The organism is Hymenobacter segetis (genome assembly GCF_054776495.1).
Map to the genome: position 1 here is coordinate 393,799 of NZ_BAAHBV010000003.1, position 16,134 is coordinate 409,932.

General features: G+C 61.7%; 16 protein-coding genes. 7 read left to right on the forward strand and 9 right to left on the reverse strand.

From position 1 onward, the window contains the following. Positions 1-174: 174 nt before the first annotated feature. Entirely contained in the window at positions 175-1,266 is a 1,092-nt protein-coding gene (locus tag ACYU70_RS18625; RefSeq protein WP_342297961.1) for an NADH:flavin oxidoreductase/NADH oxidase, read from the forward strand. A gap of 86 nt (positions 1,267-1,352) precedes the next feature. Here ACYU70_RS18625 and ACYU70_RS18630 read toward each other — a convergent pair whose 3' ends face one another. Beyond that, a complete protein-coding gene (locus ACYU70_RS18630; protein ID WP_342297963.1) occupies positions 1,353-1,892 on the reverse strand; it encodes a DinB family protein in 540 nt (179 codons plus the stop codon). Positions 1,893-1,940: 48 nt separating this feature from the next. Between ACYU70_RS18630 and lysA the strand changes: the two genes are divergently transcribed. Together lysA and ACYU70_RS18640 are read left to right on the forward strand one after the other, a co-directional pair. Then, the gene (lysA, locus tag ACYU70_RS18635; protein WP_342297965.1) at positions 1,941-3,185 is read left to right on the forward strand and encodes a diaminopimelate decarboxylase; all 1,245 of its coding nucleotides are present in this window, start codon (positions 1,941-1,943) and stop codon (positions 3,183-3,185) included. A gap of 148 nt (positions 3,186-3,333) precedes the next feature. Continuing rightward, the gene (locus tag ACYU70_RS18640) at positions 3,334-4,023 is read left to right on the forward strand and encodes a DUF1345 domain-containing protein (protein ID WP_460616070.1); all 690 of its coding nucleotides are present in this window, start codon (positions 3,334-3,336) and stop codon (positions 4,021-4,023) included. A 55-nt stretch (positions 4,024-4,078) separates the two neighbouring features. Here ACYU70_RS18640 and ACYU70_RS18645 read toward each other — a convergent pair whose 3' ends face one another. From ACYU70_RS18645 to ACYU70_RS18660, 4 genes are all read right to left on the reverse strand, one after another. Beyond that, positions 4,079-4,411: a hypothetical protein gene (locus ACYU70_RS18645; RefSeq protein WP_342297968.1), complete on the reverse strand. Its 333-nt coding sequence runs from the start codon at positions 4,409-4,411 to the stop codon at positions 4,079-4,081. 157 nt (positions 4,412-4,568) lie between these two features. Further along, positions 4,569-4,985, reverse strand: coding sequence for a hypothetical protein (locus ACYU70_RS18650; RefSeq protein WP_342297971.1), 417 nt, complete (start codon positions 4,983-4,985; stop codon positions 4,569-4,571). Between the two features lie 128 nt (positions 4,986-5,113). Continuing rightward, positions 5,114-5,965 carry a pirin family protein gene (locus tag ACYU70_RS18655; protein WP_342297973.1) on the reverse strand — a complete coding sequence of 284 codons (852 nt, stop codon included), beginning with the start codon at positions 5,963-5,965 and terminating at the stop codon, positions 5,114-5,116. A 163-nt stretch (positions 5,966-6,128) separates the two neighbouring features. Further along, on the reverse strand, positions 6,129-7,472 hold the full coding sequence (locus tag ACYU70_RS18660) for a Gfo/Idh/MocA family protein (RefSeq protein ID WP_342297975.1): 1,344 nt from the start codon (positions 7,470-7,472) through the stop codon (positions 6,129-6,131). A 190-nt stretch (positions 7,473-7,662) separates the two neighbouring features. On the opposite strand from ACYU70_RS18660, the gene ACYU70_RS18665 reads away from it, so the two are divergent. The 4 genes from ACYU70_RS18665 to ACYU70_RS18680 all read left to right on the forward strand — a co-directional run bounded on the left by ACYU70_RS18665 (position 7,663) and on the right by ACYU70_RS18680 (position 13,642). After that, positions 7,663-9,753: an ExeM/NucH family extracellular endonuclease gene (locus ACYU70_RS18665; protein WP_342297977.1), complete on the forward strand. Its 2,091-nt coding sequence runs from the start codon at positions 7,663-7,665 to the stop codon at positions 9,751-9,753. Between the two features lie 188 nt (positions 9,754-9,941). Continuing rightward, positions 9,942-10,550: a pentapeptide repeat-containing protein gene (locus tag ACYU70_RS18670; protein ID WP_342297979.1), complete on the forward strand. Its 609-nt coding sequence runs from the start codon at positions 9,942-9,944 to the stop codon at positions 10,548-10,550. A gap of 248 nt (positions 10,551-10,798) precedes the next feature. Next, complete coding sequence (locus ACYU70_RS18675) at positions 10,799-11,836, forward strand: LacI family DNA-binding transcriptional regulator (RefSeq protein WP_342297981.1); 1,038 nt, start codon at positions 10,799-10,801, stop codon at positions 11,834-11,836. A 144-nt stretch (positions 11,837-11,980) separates the two neighbouring features. Then, entirely contained in the window at positions 11,981-13,642 is a 1,662-nt protein-coding gene (locus ACYU70_RS18680; protein WP_342297982.1) for an MFS transporter, read from the forward strand. A gap of 92 nt (positions 13,643-13,734) precedes the next feature. Here the strand turns inward: ACYU70_RS18680 and ACYU70_RS18685 are convergent, their stop codons facing one another. The 4 genes from ACYU70_RS18685 to ACYU70_RS18700 form a co-directional block, all read right to left on the reverse strand. Next, positions 13,735-14,166, reverse strand: a complete 432-nt coding sequence (locus ACYU70_RS18685) for a hypothetical protein (protein WP_342297983.1) — start codon at positions 14,164-14,166, stop codon at positions 13,735-13,737. A gap of 95 nt (positions 14,167-14,261) precedes the next feature. Further along, positions 14,262-14,606 carry a DUF433 domain-containing protein gene (locus tag ACYU70_RS18690; protein ID WP_342297984.1) on the reverse strand — a complete coding sequence of 115 codons (345 nt, stop codon included), beginning with the start codon at positions 14,604-14,606 and terminating at the stop codon, positions 14,262-14,264. Positions 14,607-14,653: 47 nt separating this feature from the next. Beyond that, positions 14,654-15,292 carry an HAD family hydrolase gene (locus tag ACYU70_RS18695; RefSeq protein ID WP_342297985.1) on the reverse strand — a complete coding sequence of 213 codons (639 nt, stop codon included), beginning with the start codon at positions 15,290-15,292 and terminating at the stop codon, positions 14,654-14,656. A 69-nt stretch (positions 15,293-15,361) separates the two neighbouring features. Further along, positions 15,362-16,129: a creatininase family protein gene (locus tag ACYU70_RS18700; RefSeq protein WP_342297987.1), complete on the reverse strand. Its 768-nt coding sequence runs from the start codon at positions 16,127-16,129 to the stop codon at positions 15,362-15,364. Positions 16,130-16,134: the final 5 nt, after the last annotated feature.

Here is a 16,134-nt window from a genome sequence, read left to right on the forward strand (position 1 = left end):
CTGAGCGCAGCCGAAGCATCTCTACTGCCTCGTTGTTTCGATTGAATTATTTCTGAGGTAGAGATGCTTCGACTGCGCTCAGCATGACGTTTTGGCCTTACCCACCCACGTAACACCATAACCCAAACGCCCCAAAACGGGTTTACTCAGCTTCGCATCTCCCCTAGCATCTTTATGATTAAGCTATTTGAACCCCTCGCGCTCCGCAGCGTCATCCTGAAAAACCGCATTGTGGTATCGCCCATGTGCCAGTACAGCGCCGAAGACGGCTTTGCCAACGACTGGCACCTGGTGCACCTGGGCAGCCGGGCCGTGGGCGGGGCCAGCCTCATTATTCAGGAAGCCACGGCCGTGTCGCCAGAGGGCCGCATCAGTCCTGAAGACCTCGGCATCTGGAAAGACGAGCACGTGCCCATGTTGCAGCGCATCAATGCCTTCATCGCGGCGCAGGGCAGCGTGCCCGGCGTGCAGCTGGCCCACGCCGGCCGCAAGGCCAGCACCTACCGGCCGTGGTCGGGCGAGGGCGTGATAATAGAGGGCGAAGGTGGCTGGCCGGTGGTTGGCCCCACCGATGTACCATTCAACGACAACTACCCGATGCCGACGGCCCTTGATGCGGCCGGTATTCAGAAGGTTATTGCCGATTTCCAGGCGGCGGCCCAGCGGGCGTTGGCGGCGGGCTTCAAGGTGATTGAGCTGCACGCGGCCCACGGCTATTTACTGCACGAGTTTCTGTCGCCGCTGAGCAACCAGCGCACCGACGAGTATGGCGGCACGTTTGAAAATCGCATCCGGCTGCTGCTGGAGGTGGTGGCCGCCACCCGCGAAGTGTGGCCCGAGGACCTGCCGCTCATCGTGCGCCTCTCCGTGACGGACTGGACCGAAGGCGGCTGGAACGCCGACGAATCAATCCAGTTGGCGGCCATGCTCAAAACGCGCGGCGTAGACCTGATTGACTGCTCCACGGGCGGCAACGTGCCCAAAGCGCCCATCCCCGTGGGCCCCGGCTATCAGGTGCAGTTTGCCGAGCGCATTAAGGAAGAAACCGGGATTCTGACCGGCGCGGTGGGGCTCATCACCACGCCGGCCGAGGCTGAAGCTATTGTGGCCAGCGGCCAGGCTGATATCGTGCTACTGGCGCGGGAGTTTCTGCGCGAGCCATATTTCCCGCTCTTTGCCGCGCAGGATTTGGGCGCGGAGGTGCAGTGGCCGGCGCAGTACGAGCGTGCCCGGCCGCGGGTGACTTCGGCGGCGGGCCCGCGTTAGAAGTAGGGTGCGGGGCTTGTCCCCGCCCGTCGTTGAACGGCACGTTTTGAAGTAGTTCAACGACGGGCGGGGGCAAGCCCCGCACCCTACATTTTTACCCATTTTGCCGTTACCAGCAGCTGGCCCAGGTGGCGGGTGGTGTGCTCAGCGGCGTGCATCAGCAAGCCGATGACGGTGGACGGCAGTTGCGCCCGACCCACTCCACGCCCTTCCGTTAGCGTTATTTCATCAGTGCTCCGAAGCTGCGCCAACGCGTTATCTACCTGCACGCTAAAGCACTGCACCAGCTTCTGCACCGCATCATTCTCAATAGCTAAAGGCGGATTCTCAGCGGCTAAAGCTGCTAGTTGATTCTCCGAAAGCGCTTCACCCCGGGCGTAGGTGAAGATGCGGTCGAGCACGCCGGTCAGGTGCTGGAGGTGGAAGCCCACCGAAGCCACCCCGCTGGGCCGCTCGTTGAGCAGCGCGGGCGGGAAATCCTGCATCCCGGCATTTAGCTCTTCGCGGGCTTGCAGCAGGGCGTGCGCGATGGGCTGAAGTAGCGGCGGCATATCAGGCAGCGGGCCGCGCAGCCAGACTTCGCGGGTTTCGGGCGGTGAGAAGGCGGGGAACGTTGGGCTACTCATTGGTTGTACGGTATTCGGAGCGGCTGCTTAGGCCGTACTTTTGTGATTATGTCAGGTATTAACGATGCGCTGCGCGCTGCGGCCGACCAGTTCGGCACCCCTCTTTACGTCTACAATGCGGCCACCATCACGGGGCAGTATAAGAAACTGGTGAAAGCCTTCGCGGGCCATAAAACCCGGTTTTTCTACGCTTGTAAGGCGCTGAGCAACGTTTCTATTCTGCGGCACATCCACAGCCTGGGTTCGGGTCTCGACTGCGTGAGCATCAACGAAGTACGCCTGGGACTGCACGTAGGCTTCGCGCCGGAAAACATTCTGTTTACGCCCAACAGCGTGACGTTTGAGGAATTGGTGGAAGCCAAGGAATTGGGAGTGAATCTAAACATTGATAACATCTCGCTGCTGGAGCGGTTCGGGGCCACGTTTGGCGGCTCTTACCCAGTGTGCGTGCGCCTGAACCCGCACATTGAGGCGGGCGGCAACTACAAGATTCAAACCGGCCACATCGACTCCAAGTTTGGCATTTCGATTCACCAAATGCGGCATTTGGAGCGCGTGGTGAAGGGCACCGGCCTGCACGTGCGCGGCCTGCACATGCACACGGGCTCCGAAATCAAGGACGTGGGCGTGTTCCTGCGTTCGCTCGAAATTCTGTTCGACGCCGCCGGCCGCTTCCCCGACCTCGACTTTCTGGACCTCGGCTCGGGCTTCAAAGTGCCCTACAAGCCCGGCGACCCCGAAACCGACGTGGCCACCCTGGGCAAACAGGTGGCCGAAGCCTTCAAGACCTTTGAGAAGGAATACGGCCGCCCGCTGGAATGCTGGTTCGAGCCCGGCAAGTACATGGTAAGCGAATCCGGCTACCTGCTGGTGAACGTGGCCGTGGTTAAGCAAACCACTGCCACGGTGTTTGCGGGCGTGAATTCGGGCTTCAACCATCTCATCCGGCCCATGTTCTACGACAGCTACCACCACATCAGCAACCTGACCAACCCCAAGGGCACGGAGCGCCTGTACACAGTGGTGGGCAACATCTGCGAGACGGATACCTTCGCATGGGACCGGCTGCTGCCCGATATCCGCGAAAACGACCTGCTGGCATTTCACAACGCCGGGGCCTACGGCTTCGAGATGAGCAGCAGCTTCAACTCGCGCACCCGCCCCGCCGAAGTGCTCCTGACCGAAGCCGGCGAGCTGCGCCTCATCCGCAAGCGCCAGACGTTTGAGGACCTGCTGGCCGGGCAGATTGATGTGGCGGCCGAAGTGCCCGCCCAGCCGGTACCAGCCGCCTAGCCCGCAGCCCGACGAACGCCGGGCCAAATATTCAAGCCGCGCTATTTTTACTATCTTAGTAGAGCCTTCCCGATTGCCGCTGGCGGTTGGGGATGCCACGGTCCGATGGTTCACTAGCGGTTTTTCGGCTATGGCTTCTACTGCCGTAATGATGCGCTCCGCTTTGCGGCATTCGCGCCGGGGCCTGATTGCGCGCCTGCTGCAGCTGCTGCTGGCGCTGGGCGTCGCGGTCGTTTTTTACTTATCATCCCCGGCTGATTTCAAGTTTATTACCCGCTTCCTCGTGGCTTGGGATGGGTTTGTGCTGAGCATTCTGACCATCAGCTGGATAACCATTTTGCAGACGCACTTTGCCGATATGCGGAGCATTGTGAAGTCGCTGCACCCCAGCCGTACCTGGGCCTTGCTCTTGGTAGTGGTATTCTTATGCTGCACCGTTTGTATTGTGGCCGTGCTGCTGCTGCTGCATGACATCCGACAGCTGCCCATTGAAGAGCGCATCGAGCACATCCTGGTATCAGCCGTGGCGATAGTGGGTACCTGGTGCCTGATGCACACGCTGTTTGCGCTGCATTATGCCCACACCTACTTTAGCCTGCTGCCCGATATTAAGGAGAATGCCTGGCATACCGGGCTCGTGTTCGCAGGCGCGCCGCCTGCCTCGTATTGGGATTTTGTCTATTTCGCCTTCGTGGTGGGAATGACGACCCAAACCTCCGACGTCACCGTTACCACGCTGCGCATGCGGCGGCTGGTGCTGTTCCACAGCATGCTATCCTTCGCTTTCAACACCACCATTCTGGCCCTGAGCATCAACATTATCTCGGGCCTGCTGTGAGTCCGGCGGAGGGCACACACGGCCAAACACTCGTGAATTTAATCGCGACCAGAACCTATTTGGCCCGCCGCAGCAAATAGCCCGTTTGAGAATCAACGTAACCACCCGTGGCCTGATTAATCCTCGATGGCAGTGTGTTGAGCCCGATGCATTCCCACCCCAAACTGCTCATGTAGTTGAGGGCCGCCACAACATTACCGAGCTTACTGATAGCCGCATCGGCGTGCACCATTTGAAGGTCGACCACGGCATTTTTGACGTTCTGCCCGTAATCCAGCCGCACATCCGTATCGGAGTAGTGTGAGCCGGTGCTCACCAGAATACAGTACTGCGACTGGGCAACCGTGGTTGGGCTGGCGGTGGGGGTGGTCTGGGCAGAAGCAGACATGCTTGTCACGGCAAGCATTAGCACAAGGCAGAAGGATTTGAGCATAACCAGGCTGGGAAAGAGTTGGAATCAAAACTACACAGCGAGCCCATTATTATCGGCACGGCCGAATCATTACCCTGAATTAGCCCGGCACTATGGCATGCTACTGCCAGTTTCAGCGCTGCTCTGTCAGCCAGGTCACGGCCTCTGCTTCTATTTCGAAGGTGCGGTAGGTGTGCGGCAATTCCCGCGAAGCCATGATGAACTGATTGGTAGCCAGCCGGGCAAATACGTTGTGGGCCACCAGAATAGCGCCAAAACGGTAGCCGTTTTCCCGCACGGTGCGGGGCAGCCACTCGTTGGTCATCCAGTCCTGCTCGACAGGGTTGTAAGGGGCCATCTCACGCTGGTCGACCAGAATTTTGCTCCACTTTCGCCGGCTCAGCGCTTGGGCCGTGTGGGTGAGCAAGGCCCGAAACTGAGCCACCTCGCGGGTTCCGGCGCGGTATTCCAAGCGGATGTAGCTGGCGGGCTCTTCCCAAACGCGCCCGGCGCTATTTTCAAAATACAGGGAACGACTGGGAGTAAGCATCAACTAATTACAAACGAGAAAACGGCCTCCCAACTTTAGCAACCGGCGCAAAGCATCGGCGCGCAGCAGGTCGCACGCCTCAACCACTAACCCTGGGCAGAGGTTATGAACCCGGCACTTTTTTGCGGTCAGCCGTTCCAGCTCCCGAACGCGCCGCGCTGGTAGTCGCGGTAAGCCTGCTGAATCTCGGCCTCCGTGTTCATCACAAACGGCCCCGCCGATACCACGGGCTCGCCAAACGGCTGGGCATGACCCAGTAGCACCACGCTCGCCTCGTGGGCAGCGATGGTCAGCTCGTCGCCGTCGTGGTTGAATTCGACCAGCTGCAGGGCCTTGGTTTCGGTATCGTTTACGCGCAGCGTGCCGCGTACGGTGTAGAAAAAGATATTGCGCGCCGCCGCGATGGGCAGCGTAACGCGGCTGCCGGCCGGCAACTCCAGCCAGGCCAGCGCCACGTCGGCCAGCGGCTGCACGGCCCCGGCGGTGCCCGCCCACTCGCCCGATACGGCGTGGATGACCACGCCATCGGCCAGCGTCACGGCCGGGATTTCGTCTTTTTGCAGGCCGATGTAGCGTGGGGCCGTCATCTTGTCCTTGGCCGGCAGGTTCACCCACAGTTGCAAAATTTCGAGCGGCCCGCCGTGGGCTTTGAAATTATCGGAGGAAACTTCGGCGTGAATCAGGCCGCTGCCGGCCGTCATCCACTGAATGCCGCCGGCCTCAATCACGCTTTCGTGCCCGCTGCTGTCCTTGTGCAGAATGTCGCCTTCGAGAATGAAGGTGACGGTTTCGAAGCCCCGGTGCGGGTGCGGGCCGAAGGGCAGGCCGCGGTTGTGGGGCCGGTACACCTGCGGCCCGTGGTGGTTCAAAAACAGAAACGGGTCGATGTATTCGACCGAATTGGTAGGCAGGGCGCGGTAGGTGGTGAGGTCGGCAATGGGCGCGCTCACGGCGCGGTGCTGTTGCTTGATGGTGCGCATGACTGGGCGGGTTTATCGATTTATGGAACGGCGCAATACGGCCGTCATGCAGAGCGCAGCGAAGCATCTTTACCGCAATAAGTAAATCTGATTACTGCTGCGGTAAAGATGCTTCGCTGCGCTCTGCATGACGGGTTACTAAAGCTGGTAGCCGGCTTAAAGTTTACGCCTCGTCCTTCGGCGCCTCGCCCCGGAAAGCGTCTATTTTAGCCACGGCAGGCAATTTTACCGGCCGGTTTTCGCGGGCCGACTGGTAGATGGCTTCCATGATGCGCTGGTCCTGCAAGCCTTCTTCACCGGGCGTGTAGGGGGTTTTGTTCTGGCGCACGCACTCGGCCATGTGGTCCATTTCGAGGGCAAACTGGTCTTTGCCGGGGTCGTTTGGCGTCTCCTTCATCTGCTTGCCGTCGGGCGCATGGATACGCTCCTGGTGGAGGCCGTGGTAGGGGAAGGCCGGGTCCATTTCGATGCTGCCGGTTTCGGCATACACCGTGTAACTCTTGTTGTTAAAAGAGCCGTAGCCCGTCATGCACTGCGAAATCACGCCGCTGGGAAAGCGCAGCGTAAAGCTCACATTCTCTTCTATTTCCTTGAACCGGTCGTCGCCCGACGTGCTGTAAATCTGGGCCGAAACCTCGGTCGGCTCCTCGCCCAGCAGGAAGCGCGTGGTGTTGAGGCAGTACAGTCCCACATCGGGCAGCGAGCCGCCGCCGGCCAGGGCCTTTTTGTGCCGCCACTGCTGGTCGTGGGCCTGATTTTGGGTGTTCATCATCTGCAGCATTTTGGTCGCGCCGTAGGTTTTATCGCGTACCAACTTCTGCACCTGGCGGTTCAGCGGCTCGTACTGAATGCGGTAGGCAATCATGAGCTTTTTACCGGCCTTTTTGCAGGCCTCAATCATTTCCTCGCACTCCTTCACGGAATTAGCCATCGGCTTTTCGCAGAGAATGTGCTTGCCAGCTTTGGCCCCGCGCAGCGTGAATTCGTGGTGCATGGAGTTGGGCAGCACGATATAAATCACCTCCACTTCGGGGTTGTCCTTGATTTTATCGTAGGTCTGGTACGAGTAGCAGCTGCTGGCTTTGATGCCGTACTGCTTGGCCACTTTGGCCATTTTGTCGGCGTCGCCGCTCACCAGAGCCACCGGCTTGGCGTGCTTGCTCTTGCCGAAAGCGGGCAGAATCTCATTGAGCGTGAGGTGGCCCAGGCCCACCAGCGCGTAGCCCACGCGGCGGTCGGGCGCGTCGGGGTTGAAAGGGTCGGCACCTTTGGGGTCGGTAGGCGCTTCGAGGGGCGGCAGCTTGATATCGAGCGGGCCGGTGGCGGGCGGCGCGGCGGCTTCGGCGGCTTTGTGGGCTTCGGCGGCGGCGATAGGTAGTGCGCTGGCTACGCCCACGGCCAGCAGGCCGCGCCCGGCGTGGTTGATAAAGTGGCGGCGGGACTCATCATAGCCGTTTTCGGCTTCGGCGCTGAAGGCGGTATTGAAAGCAGTATTTTCCTGGAACATGGGTTTTTAACGGGGAAAGGCAAGGATTTAATATCAACAGCCCTGCTTACGTACCCGGCCTGGCCCAGAGTTGCCGCCCGCCGACGTATGGCTGAGCTTATTGCTGCGGTTTGACGCAATCGATTCCAACCACCGAAACGCTAGTATATTTATAGCCCCGCATTGGGTTTTCTTAATTTTCCACTTGCTGATGAAGGTTTTTACCCGCTCGTTTTTCCCCTTTGTTGTTGCCTTAGCCGCCGGTAGTCTGGCTCCGGCCCTGGTGCAGGCCCAGACGGTCACACCCATCGGCACCATTCAGGGCACCGGGGCACTGGCCACGGCGGGCACCTACACCATCGAGGGCGTGGTGACGGGCGTGTACGCCGACCTGAGCCCGGCCGGCTTCTACATCCAGAACGACGCGGCCAGCGCCGACGGCAACCCCGCCACTTCCGATGCGCTGTTTGTGGTGCAAACCAGCCCCACGGTAGCCGTGGGCAACCGCCTGCGCATCACCGGCGTGGTGCAGGAAGACTTCGTCTCGCCTTCATTCGGCCAAGCCGTACTCACCGCGCCCACCATCATGGTGCTGGCAGCCAGTAGCCCACAGCCCGCTTTTCGCGTCATCGACAACGCCACCTTTTCGATGGCTGATGCCGAGCCGTTGGAGGGTATGCGGGTGCAGTTTTCGGCCCCCATCACGGTGTCAGACGTAGCAGCGCTGAAATCGCGCGGCGAGCTGAATATCTCCCTGCGCGGCCTCGTGTACCAGCCCACGCAGTTCGTGGACCCCAACGACAACCCCGCCAGTGGCACCAGCAGCAGCGGCACCAGCAACGTGGCCGCCGTGAACGCCTATCAGGCCGATAACGTCAACAAAAGCCTGTTGCTCGACGACGGCCGCGCCGCCACCAACCCCACGCCCATCCCCTACCTCGATGCCGCCACCCAAACCGTGCGGGCGGGCAGCACCGTGGCCAGCCTGCGCGGCATCATGGGCTACGGCAACAGCAAATGGCGCATCCAGCCCCTGGCCGGGGCCGACGCGCCGGCCGTGGTGACGGTGCGCCCCCCGGTGCCCACCTTCGGGCCGATTGACGTGAAAATCGCCAGCATGAACGTGCTTAACTTCTTCAATGGCAACGGCCTGGGCGCGGGCTTCCCCACCTCACGCGGGGCAGCTACCTTTGATGATTTCCAGCGCCAGCGCAGCAAAATCCTCGTCGCCATCTCCCAGATGAACGCCGACGTGGTGGGCCTGATGGAGGTGGAGAACGACGGCACCGGGGCCAACTCGGCCGTGCAGGACCTGGTGAACGGCCTGAACCAGCTCATGGGCGCGGGCACCTACGCCTTTGTAAATGACGGCGGCGCGAACTCCCAGCCCAACGATACCGACCTGATTCACTGCGCCATCCTATACAAGCCGGCGGCGGTGACGCTCTCCGGCCCGGCCCTGCTGGCCACCGTAACCGGCGTGTTTGAGCGCCCGCCCCTGGCCCAGATTTTCATCACCAACCGCACCACGGCCGCGGCCCGCGACACGTTTGCCCTCGTCGTTAATCATCTTAAGTCGAAGGCCAGCGGCAGCGGAGCCAACGCTGACCAGTTCGACGGCCAGGGCCCATCTAACCTGCGCCGCAAGGGCCAGGCCACGGCCCTGGTGCAGTTCATCAACAACACCGTGAAGCCCGCCGGCACGCGCTACGTGGTGAGCGTGGGCGACTACAACGCCAACTACGAGGAAGACCCGATGGACATTCTGCGGGCCGCCGGTTTCGTGCTGCCCAGCCCGGCCAGCAGTGCCTCCTACCTATACAGCGGCCTGAGCGGCAGCCTCGACCACGCCGTGCTCAGCGGCAACCTGACGGGCCACGCGGCCGTGGAAAAGTGGCACATCAACGCCAGCGAGCCCGAATTTCTGGAGTACGACATCGCCGGTGCGGCCACCGACATCACCAGCCCCTTCCGTTCGTCGGACCACGACCCGGTGCTCATCGGGCTGAATTTCCGCACCACCGTCACGGCCACCGGCTGGGCCGCCACGAGCGGGAAAATCGACGTTTTCCCGAACCCCGCGCCCGGCGCGTTCAACCTCCGCATCAGCGGCTTCGCGGCCCAGCCGATGACGCTGGAAGTGGTGTCGGCCCTAGGCCAGCGCCTGCTCACGCTGCATGGCACGGCCGAGGAGTTGCAGACAGAAATCGGGCCGCGCACGGCCCGGCTGGCGGCCGGCACCTATGTGCTGCGGTTGAGTGGGGCTGATTTCAGCCAGGTGCAGCGCGTGGTGAAGCTGTAGCTTTGCCTAGGCGAAACGACTCGCCCGAACTCTTAAAAAAAGACCGTCATGCTGAGCGGAGTCGAAGCATCTCTACTGTGCAAGTAATTCATTTACTATTGCGGTAGAGATGCTTCGACTCCGCTCAGCATGACGGTCTTTTTATCAGCAGGACGCTCGTTCTTGCTGTTTATAAAAAACCCATCCCGATGGCCATTAAGCCCCGCCGCAAGCCCACTGTCCTCCGCAAGCCCACTCATTTTCCCGAAGACAATGTGGCCGAGCGCTGGGATGCCCGCCACCTGCTGGGCCACACCGAATTTGATGAATTCCGCTTTGTGAACTGTGATTTCAGCGGGGCTGATTTTAGCCGAATACGCTTCACCGACTGCCTTTTTGAGCACTGCAACCTGAGCTCGGCCAAGCTGGCGGGTACGGCCCTGCAAAACGTGGCTTTTGCCGATTGCAAGCTACTGGGCCTGCAGTTCACGGCCTGCCGCGATATGCTGTTTGGGGTGCATTTCGACCAGTGCCAGTTGCGCTACGCCTCGTTTGCGGGGCGCGTGATGCCGGGCACGCGCTTCGTGGGCTGCACGATGGAGGAAGCCGATTTTGCCGATGCCGACCTTTCGGCGGCCGTGTTTCAGGGGTGCGCGCTGGCCGGGGCCGTGTTCCAGAACACGCGGCTGGCGGAGGCGGATTTTCGCAGCGCCACCGGGTTTGTTATCGGCCCCGAGAGCAACGTTATCACCGGGGCGCACTTCACGCTGCACGGCCTGCTGGGCGTGGTGGCCAAGTACAATTTGGTGGTAGAATAACCCGGCCTTTGGCAGCCGCTAAACTGCCGGTTTCGATTTCGGCTAGTAGATTGCGGCAGAATTCCCATCTATGCCCGAAAGCCGCCATTTGATGAACGAGTGGCCTCCTACTTTCGGTTAATTGTCAGCACCCCGCGCCGTGGTACGGTTGGGCCATCGGGTCCTCGTTTTCGGCCGGGGCAGAGCCTGTTGCCGTTGGTCATACTGGCCAGCGCGCGGGTATTTCCTCACTTCGCTACAACGACCAGATGGCTAATCGCCGCGCTTCCATTACCGACCTGGCTAAGACGCTGGGCCTCTCGCCTTCCACCATTTCCCGCGCCCTGAGCGACCACGACGACGTGAGCGAGGCCACCAAGGCCCGCGTGCGCAAGCTGGCCGAGGAGCTGCACTATCAGCCCAACCAGCTGGCCGCTGCCCTGCGCCGGGGCCGCAGCAACACACTGGGCGTGCTGGTGCCGCACATCACCGGCCACTTTTTCCCACTGGTGGTAAACGGCATCGCCACCGAAGCCGCCAAGCTGGGCTTCAACGTGATGATTTGCCAGTCGAACGAAGATGCCCAGCAGGAGCAAAAGAATATCGACCTGCTGATGAACTCGCAGGTCGAAGGCATCCTAGTGTCCTTGGCCAACACCACGCAGAGCTTCGGCCACTTCGAAGCTGTGCGCCAGCAGAACATTCCGCTGGTGTTTTTCGACCGCATGGTGGAGGATTTCCAGGGCAGCAACGTGAGTGCCGTGGTGATTGACGACTATCAGGGCGCGTACCAGGTGGTGACACACCTCATCGAGCAGGGCTGCACACGCATCGCGCACTTCACCGGCCCGCTCCACCTGAGCATCCACAAAAACCGCCACCAGGGCTACCGCGACGCCCTCACCGCCCACGGACTGCCCATCGACGAAGACCTGATTGCCTGCTTCGACATGAACCAAAAAAGCGGGGCCCAGGCCATGCGCCAGCTCCTGAAGCTGCCCCAGCGCCCGGACGCCGTGTTTTCGAGCAACGACCTAGCCGCCGTGGGAGCCCTGCAAGTCGTGAAATCCCAGCGCCTGCGCGTGCCCGAGGACGTGGCCATCGTGGGCTTCAGCAACGAGATGTTCACCACGCTCACCGAGCCCATGCTGAGCAGCGTGGACCAGCGCTGCGAGCAAATGGGCAAAACGGCGGTGCAGCTGCTGCAAAAGATGCTGAAAAGCGGCCCCAACCGCGTGGGCCCGCCCAAGCCCATCGTACTCAAACCCAAGCTGCTGGTGCGCGAGTCGTCGCAGAAGCGACGGTAGGTGTAGCGCGGACTTTTGGTCCGCGAGTGCAGGGTCTTGCCGGCGCGGACTAAAAGTCCGCGCTACACCTTCACGGTCCCAAAGCCGTAGGAAGCCATTTGTGCTGTTTCGCTGTTATCAATGGCGAAATCCTACCGCTGCCTGATGTCTGATTCCGTCGCTACGCCGCCCGCTCCCCCCTCCCCCGTCACACTCTGGACCCCGTTCATGTACGCCCTGTTCCGGGCCATCTGGATTGCGGGGCTGGTATCGAACGTGGGTACCTGGATGCAGAACGTGGCCGGCGTGTGGCTCGTGACCACCCTCACCACCTCGGCCCTGCTGGTGGCTCTGATGCAAACCGCCACCTCGTTACCAGCCTTTTTGCTGAGCATGCCGGCCGGCGTGATGGCCGATTTGGTGGACCGCCGCCGGCTGCTGCTGCTCACGCAGGGCTTCATGGCGGTGGTGGCTACCGCACTGGGCGTACTGACGTTGAATAACGGCATTTCAGCCTACGGGGTGCTGGGTTTCACATTTTTGCTGGGCATGGGCGCGGCGTTGAATGCCCCTATCTGGCAATCAATTGCTACGGAGTTGGTGCCGCGCCCGGCGCTGGGGTCGGCCATCACACTGAATGGCGTGAGCAACAACATTGCGCGGGCCATCGGGCCGGCCATTGGCGGGGCCATCATTGCGTACTACTCATCGGGCTGGGTGTTTTTGCTGAATGGGGTGTCGTTTTTGGGCACTTGGGCGGTGGTGTATTTCTGGAAGCGCCAGCCCACCGTGACCAGCGGGCCGGCCGAAAACTTCATCGGTGCGCTGCGGGCCGGGATGCGCTACGTGCAGTATTCGCCGGCCATTTATGGGGTGCTGGTGCGCACATTCGCCTTTTCGTTCGGGGCGGCGGCCATGTGGGGGCTGGTGTCAGTAGTGGTGGCGCGGCGGCTGCACCTGAGCTCGGGGCACTACGGGGTGATGCTCTCGTGGCTGGGCGCGGGAGCCGTGACGGGGGCCATCATTATGGGCCGGGCGGGCTCGCGGCTCAATTTCAACCAGCGCGTACTACTGGGCGTGCTGGCCTTTGTGGGCACCAATACGGCGTTGGCACTGGTCAATCAGATTTATATTTTGTACGCGGTGATGTTCGTGTCGGGCATTGCCTGGCTGCTGGTGATGACCAGTTTCAGCACCACCGTGCAGCTGAGCGTGCCACGCTGGGTGCAGGCCCGCGTCATCAGCGTGTACATGCTGGTGTTTCAGGCCGGCTTATCGGTGGGCAGCCTGGTGTGGGGCGAGCTGGCCGACCACCTCACCCTGGAGATTTCGCTGCTGGCCGCCGCCAGCTGGATGCTGGCCAGCACCCTGCTGGCCCTGCCCTTCCCCATGCGCTCGGCCGAGGGCCTGAACCTAGACCCCGCCGACGACCGGCCCCACACCGTGGGCAGCGGCACCATCGACCCCGACGACGGCCCCGTGCTCGTCACCATCGAGTACCACGTGGAGCCGGCCAACTGGGCCGCCTTCCACGCGGCGGCCGAGCAGCTCAAGCGCCTGCGCCTGCGCGACGGGGCTTTGCGGGCCGGCGTATTTGCCGATGTGAACGACCCCACGCGCATTTCCGAGTTCTTCTACCTCGCCACCTGGGGCGAGCACCAGCGCCAGCACCACCGCTTTACCCGCGAAGACCAGGTGGTGGAGGCCGCCGTGCGCCGCCTCCACACCGGCCCCGATGCGCCCCGTGTGACGCACCTGCTGGCCTTCCCCAACACCTCGAACGTGGAAGAAGCCACGCCCATTTCCACCCTGGAAAGCCAGCGTTGAGAAACAGGTTTGTCATTCCGACGCAGGAGGAATCTGAGTGAAACTATCTGACGGTTTTACTCAGATTCCTCCTGCGTCGGAATGACAATGCCCTACTTCCTGGACTGGCGGCGCTGCTCGTCGAGCCAGGCATTGGCTGCGCCTTCGTCGATGAAGCGGGCGTACTGAAACGGGTCGGTGGTGTTGGGTGAGCTCAGGGGCAGGCCGGCTTCCTCTTCCAACTCGCGCAGATGGTTGGGCAGCACGAGGAAGGCCACGCACAGGCGGGCGCCCATTTCGCGCTGCACCTTGGGCAGGAAGGTGGTCACGACCCACTCGGGGCCGTTGCGGCGGCGGTCAACGCGGCGGCGAGCGTCCATCATCCAGTGCGAACAGTTGTGCTCCAGCGCGGCTATGCGCATGGTTTCGTAGCCTTCATGCAGTTGCTCATCGGTGATGGAGCACAGCCAACGGCCAATCAGCAGGCAGGAATCCGGCCGGTAGGCCACGTGCAAAAAGGCAGTAGAAGCTAATTCCTGATACATAACTGGCGGCAGAGGAGGCGGCCAAAGCTACACAAAATAGCTCGGCATTGGCGCGGGCGGCATTAGGCCCAAATCACCTTTGCCCGGCAACTACACTACGCCGGATTGTTGACTGAATTGCGCTCCCAGAGCTGCTTCAGAAATTCCTGCTCGGCCAGCCACTGGCCCTGCCGCCCCAGCAGCCACTGCTCCGATTTTTCATCCTGCGGCGCTTCGACCACGTGGCCCAGCGGCTTGAGGCGGCCGGCAGCAAAGGCCAGGCAGGCCCGAAAATCCTCCGGTTCCAGCGCCGGGTGTTTGGCCTGGATTTCGTCAATAGTCAGGCCGGAAGCCAGCCACTCAAGCACTTGCCACACGGGATAGCGCAGCCCCCGCACGGTGGGCTGCCCTTCACAGATTGCCGGATGAATAGTGATGCGGGGAATGGCCGGGAAATTCATCCCCCAAAATACAGCCGCGCGCCGAAGTGCGCAACCCTGATAGGCTGCTACAGCAATTTCTCTAAATCGCCGGGGCAGTTGATGCGCAGCGGCGCTTCGGCTTCGCTGAGCTGGCCGAAGCCGTAGGTAGCGAAGATGAACGGTACACCGGCCGCGTCGCTGGCGGCCAGGTCGCCGGGCGTATCGCCCACATACACGGGCGCTTGCAGGTCATATTCAGCAATGATTTCGCGAATGTTTTCCGATTTCGGCAGCAGCTTGGTGCCGAAGCACTGGTGGCCTTCGAAGTAGCGCGCCAACCCGCTGTGCTTAAAAAACCCTTCGATGTAGCCCTGCTGGCAATTGCTCACGATGAACAGCCGGTAGCCCTGATTCAGCAGGTAGCGCAGGGTGATTTCGAGGCCGGGGTAGAGCGCGCCGCCGTGCTCCACAGCCGCGGCCAGCTCCTGCCGGGCGCAGAGGGCGCGGTATTCGTCGAGCTTTTCGGCGGGCAGGTTGGGGAACAGGCGCTCGTAGACCACGGTGTAGGGCTGGCCGGTCACGGCCTGCACTTGGGCCAGGGTCACGTCATTGTCGATGTAATCGACGCTGCTTTTGGCGGCCTGGAAGGCTTTGGTGATGGCTACGGAGGCATCCCACAGAGTGCCGTCGAGGTCAAATATTACGCTGTCGAATTGGTCGGGCATTGGGCAAGGGAAACGGAGCGGGCGACTGGTTTCGCCCGGTTCCTAACCGGCGGGGGCAGGCCGGGGTTCTTATTCGTACAAATCCTGCGGGTCGGCGGCGGCCAGCTCCACCAGGAATTGGGCAATGTTGGTGGTCACGACTTCGAGGAAGGCCGCGCCTTTTTCGGCGGTGGCGGCGGCCGGATTGCCCACGCCGGTATCGGCCGAAACCTGGCTCCATTCGCGCTGCGCCCAGGCCCAGCCCTGGCGCAGCGCCGCAATGCGGAACTGCTTGGCCGCGCCATCGCCGGCTTCGGACAATGGACTTACCAAATCGGGCGTGAGGTGCATCATCACACTGGTTTCCAGCTCGTCGGCGTGGTCGCCGGGCGCGGAGAAATATTGGTTGCGGTCAGCCGCTTTGAACCAGTTGAGGGTGCTGAGGAATACGTTGGGGAAATCGGCTTGCAGCTCCCGCAGAATCTGGCGGAAGTCGTTGCCGCCGTGGCCGTTTAGAATCACCAGCTTGGGGATGCCCTGCCGGGCCAGCGTGTGCACGATGTCGCCCAGAATGGCCAGCTGGGTGCTGGGGTTCAGGTTCATATCAAGGGTGATGTCGAGCTGGCCGGTATTCACCCCGAACGGGATGCACGGCAGTACCACCACCTTTGCGCCCTGGTCCCAGGCCTTGCGGGCGGCCTCGGCGGCCACGTAGTCCGACTGGATGTTATCGGTAGCGTAAGGCAGGTGGTAATTGTGCGCCTCGGTGGCCCCCCAGGGCAATATCACCACTTCATAGTTGGCTTCCTGAACGGTTTTCCAGGTGGTTTCGGCGAGGATGTAGGGACGTGGGGCCATGGTGG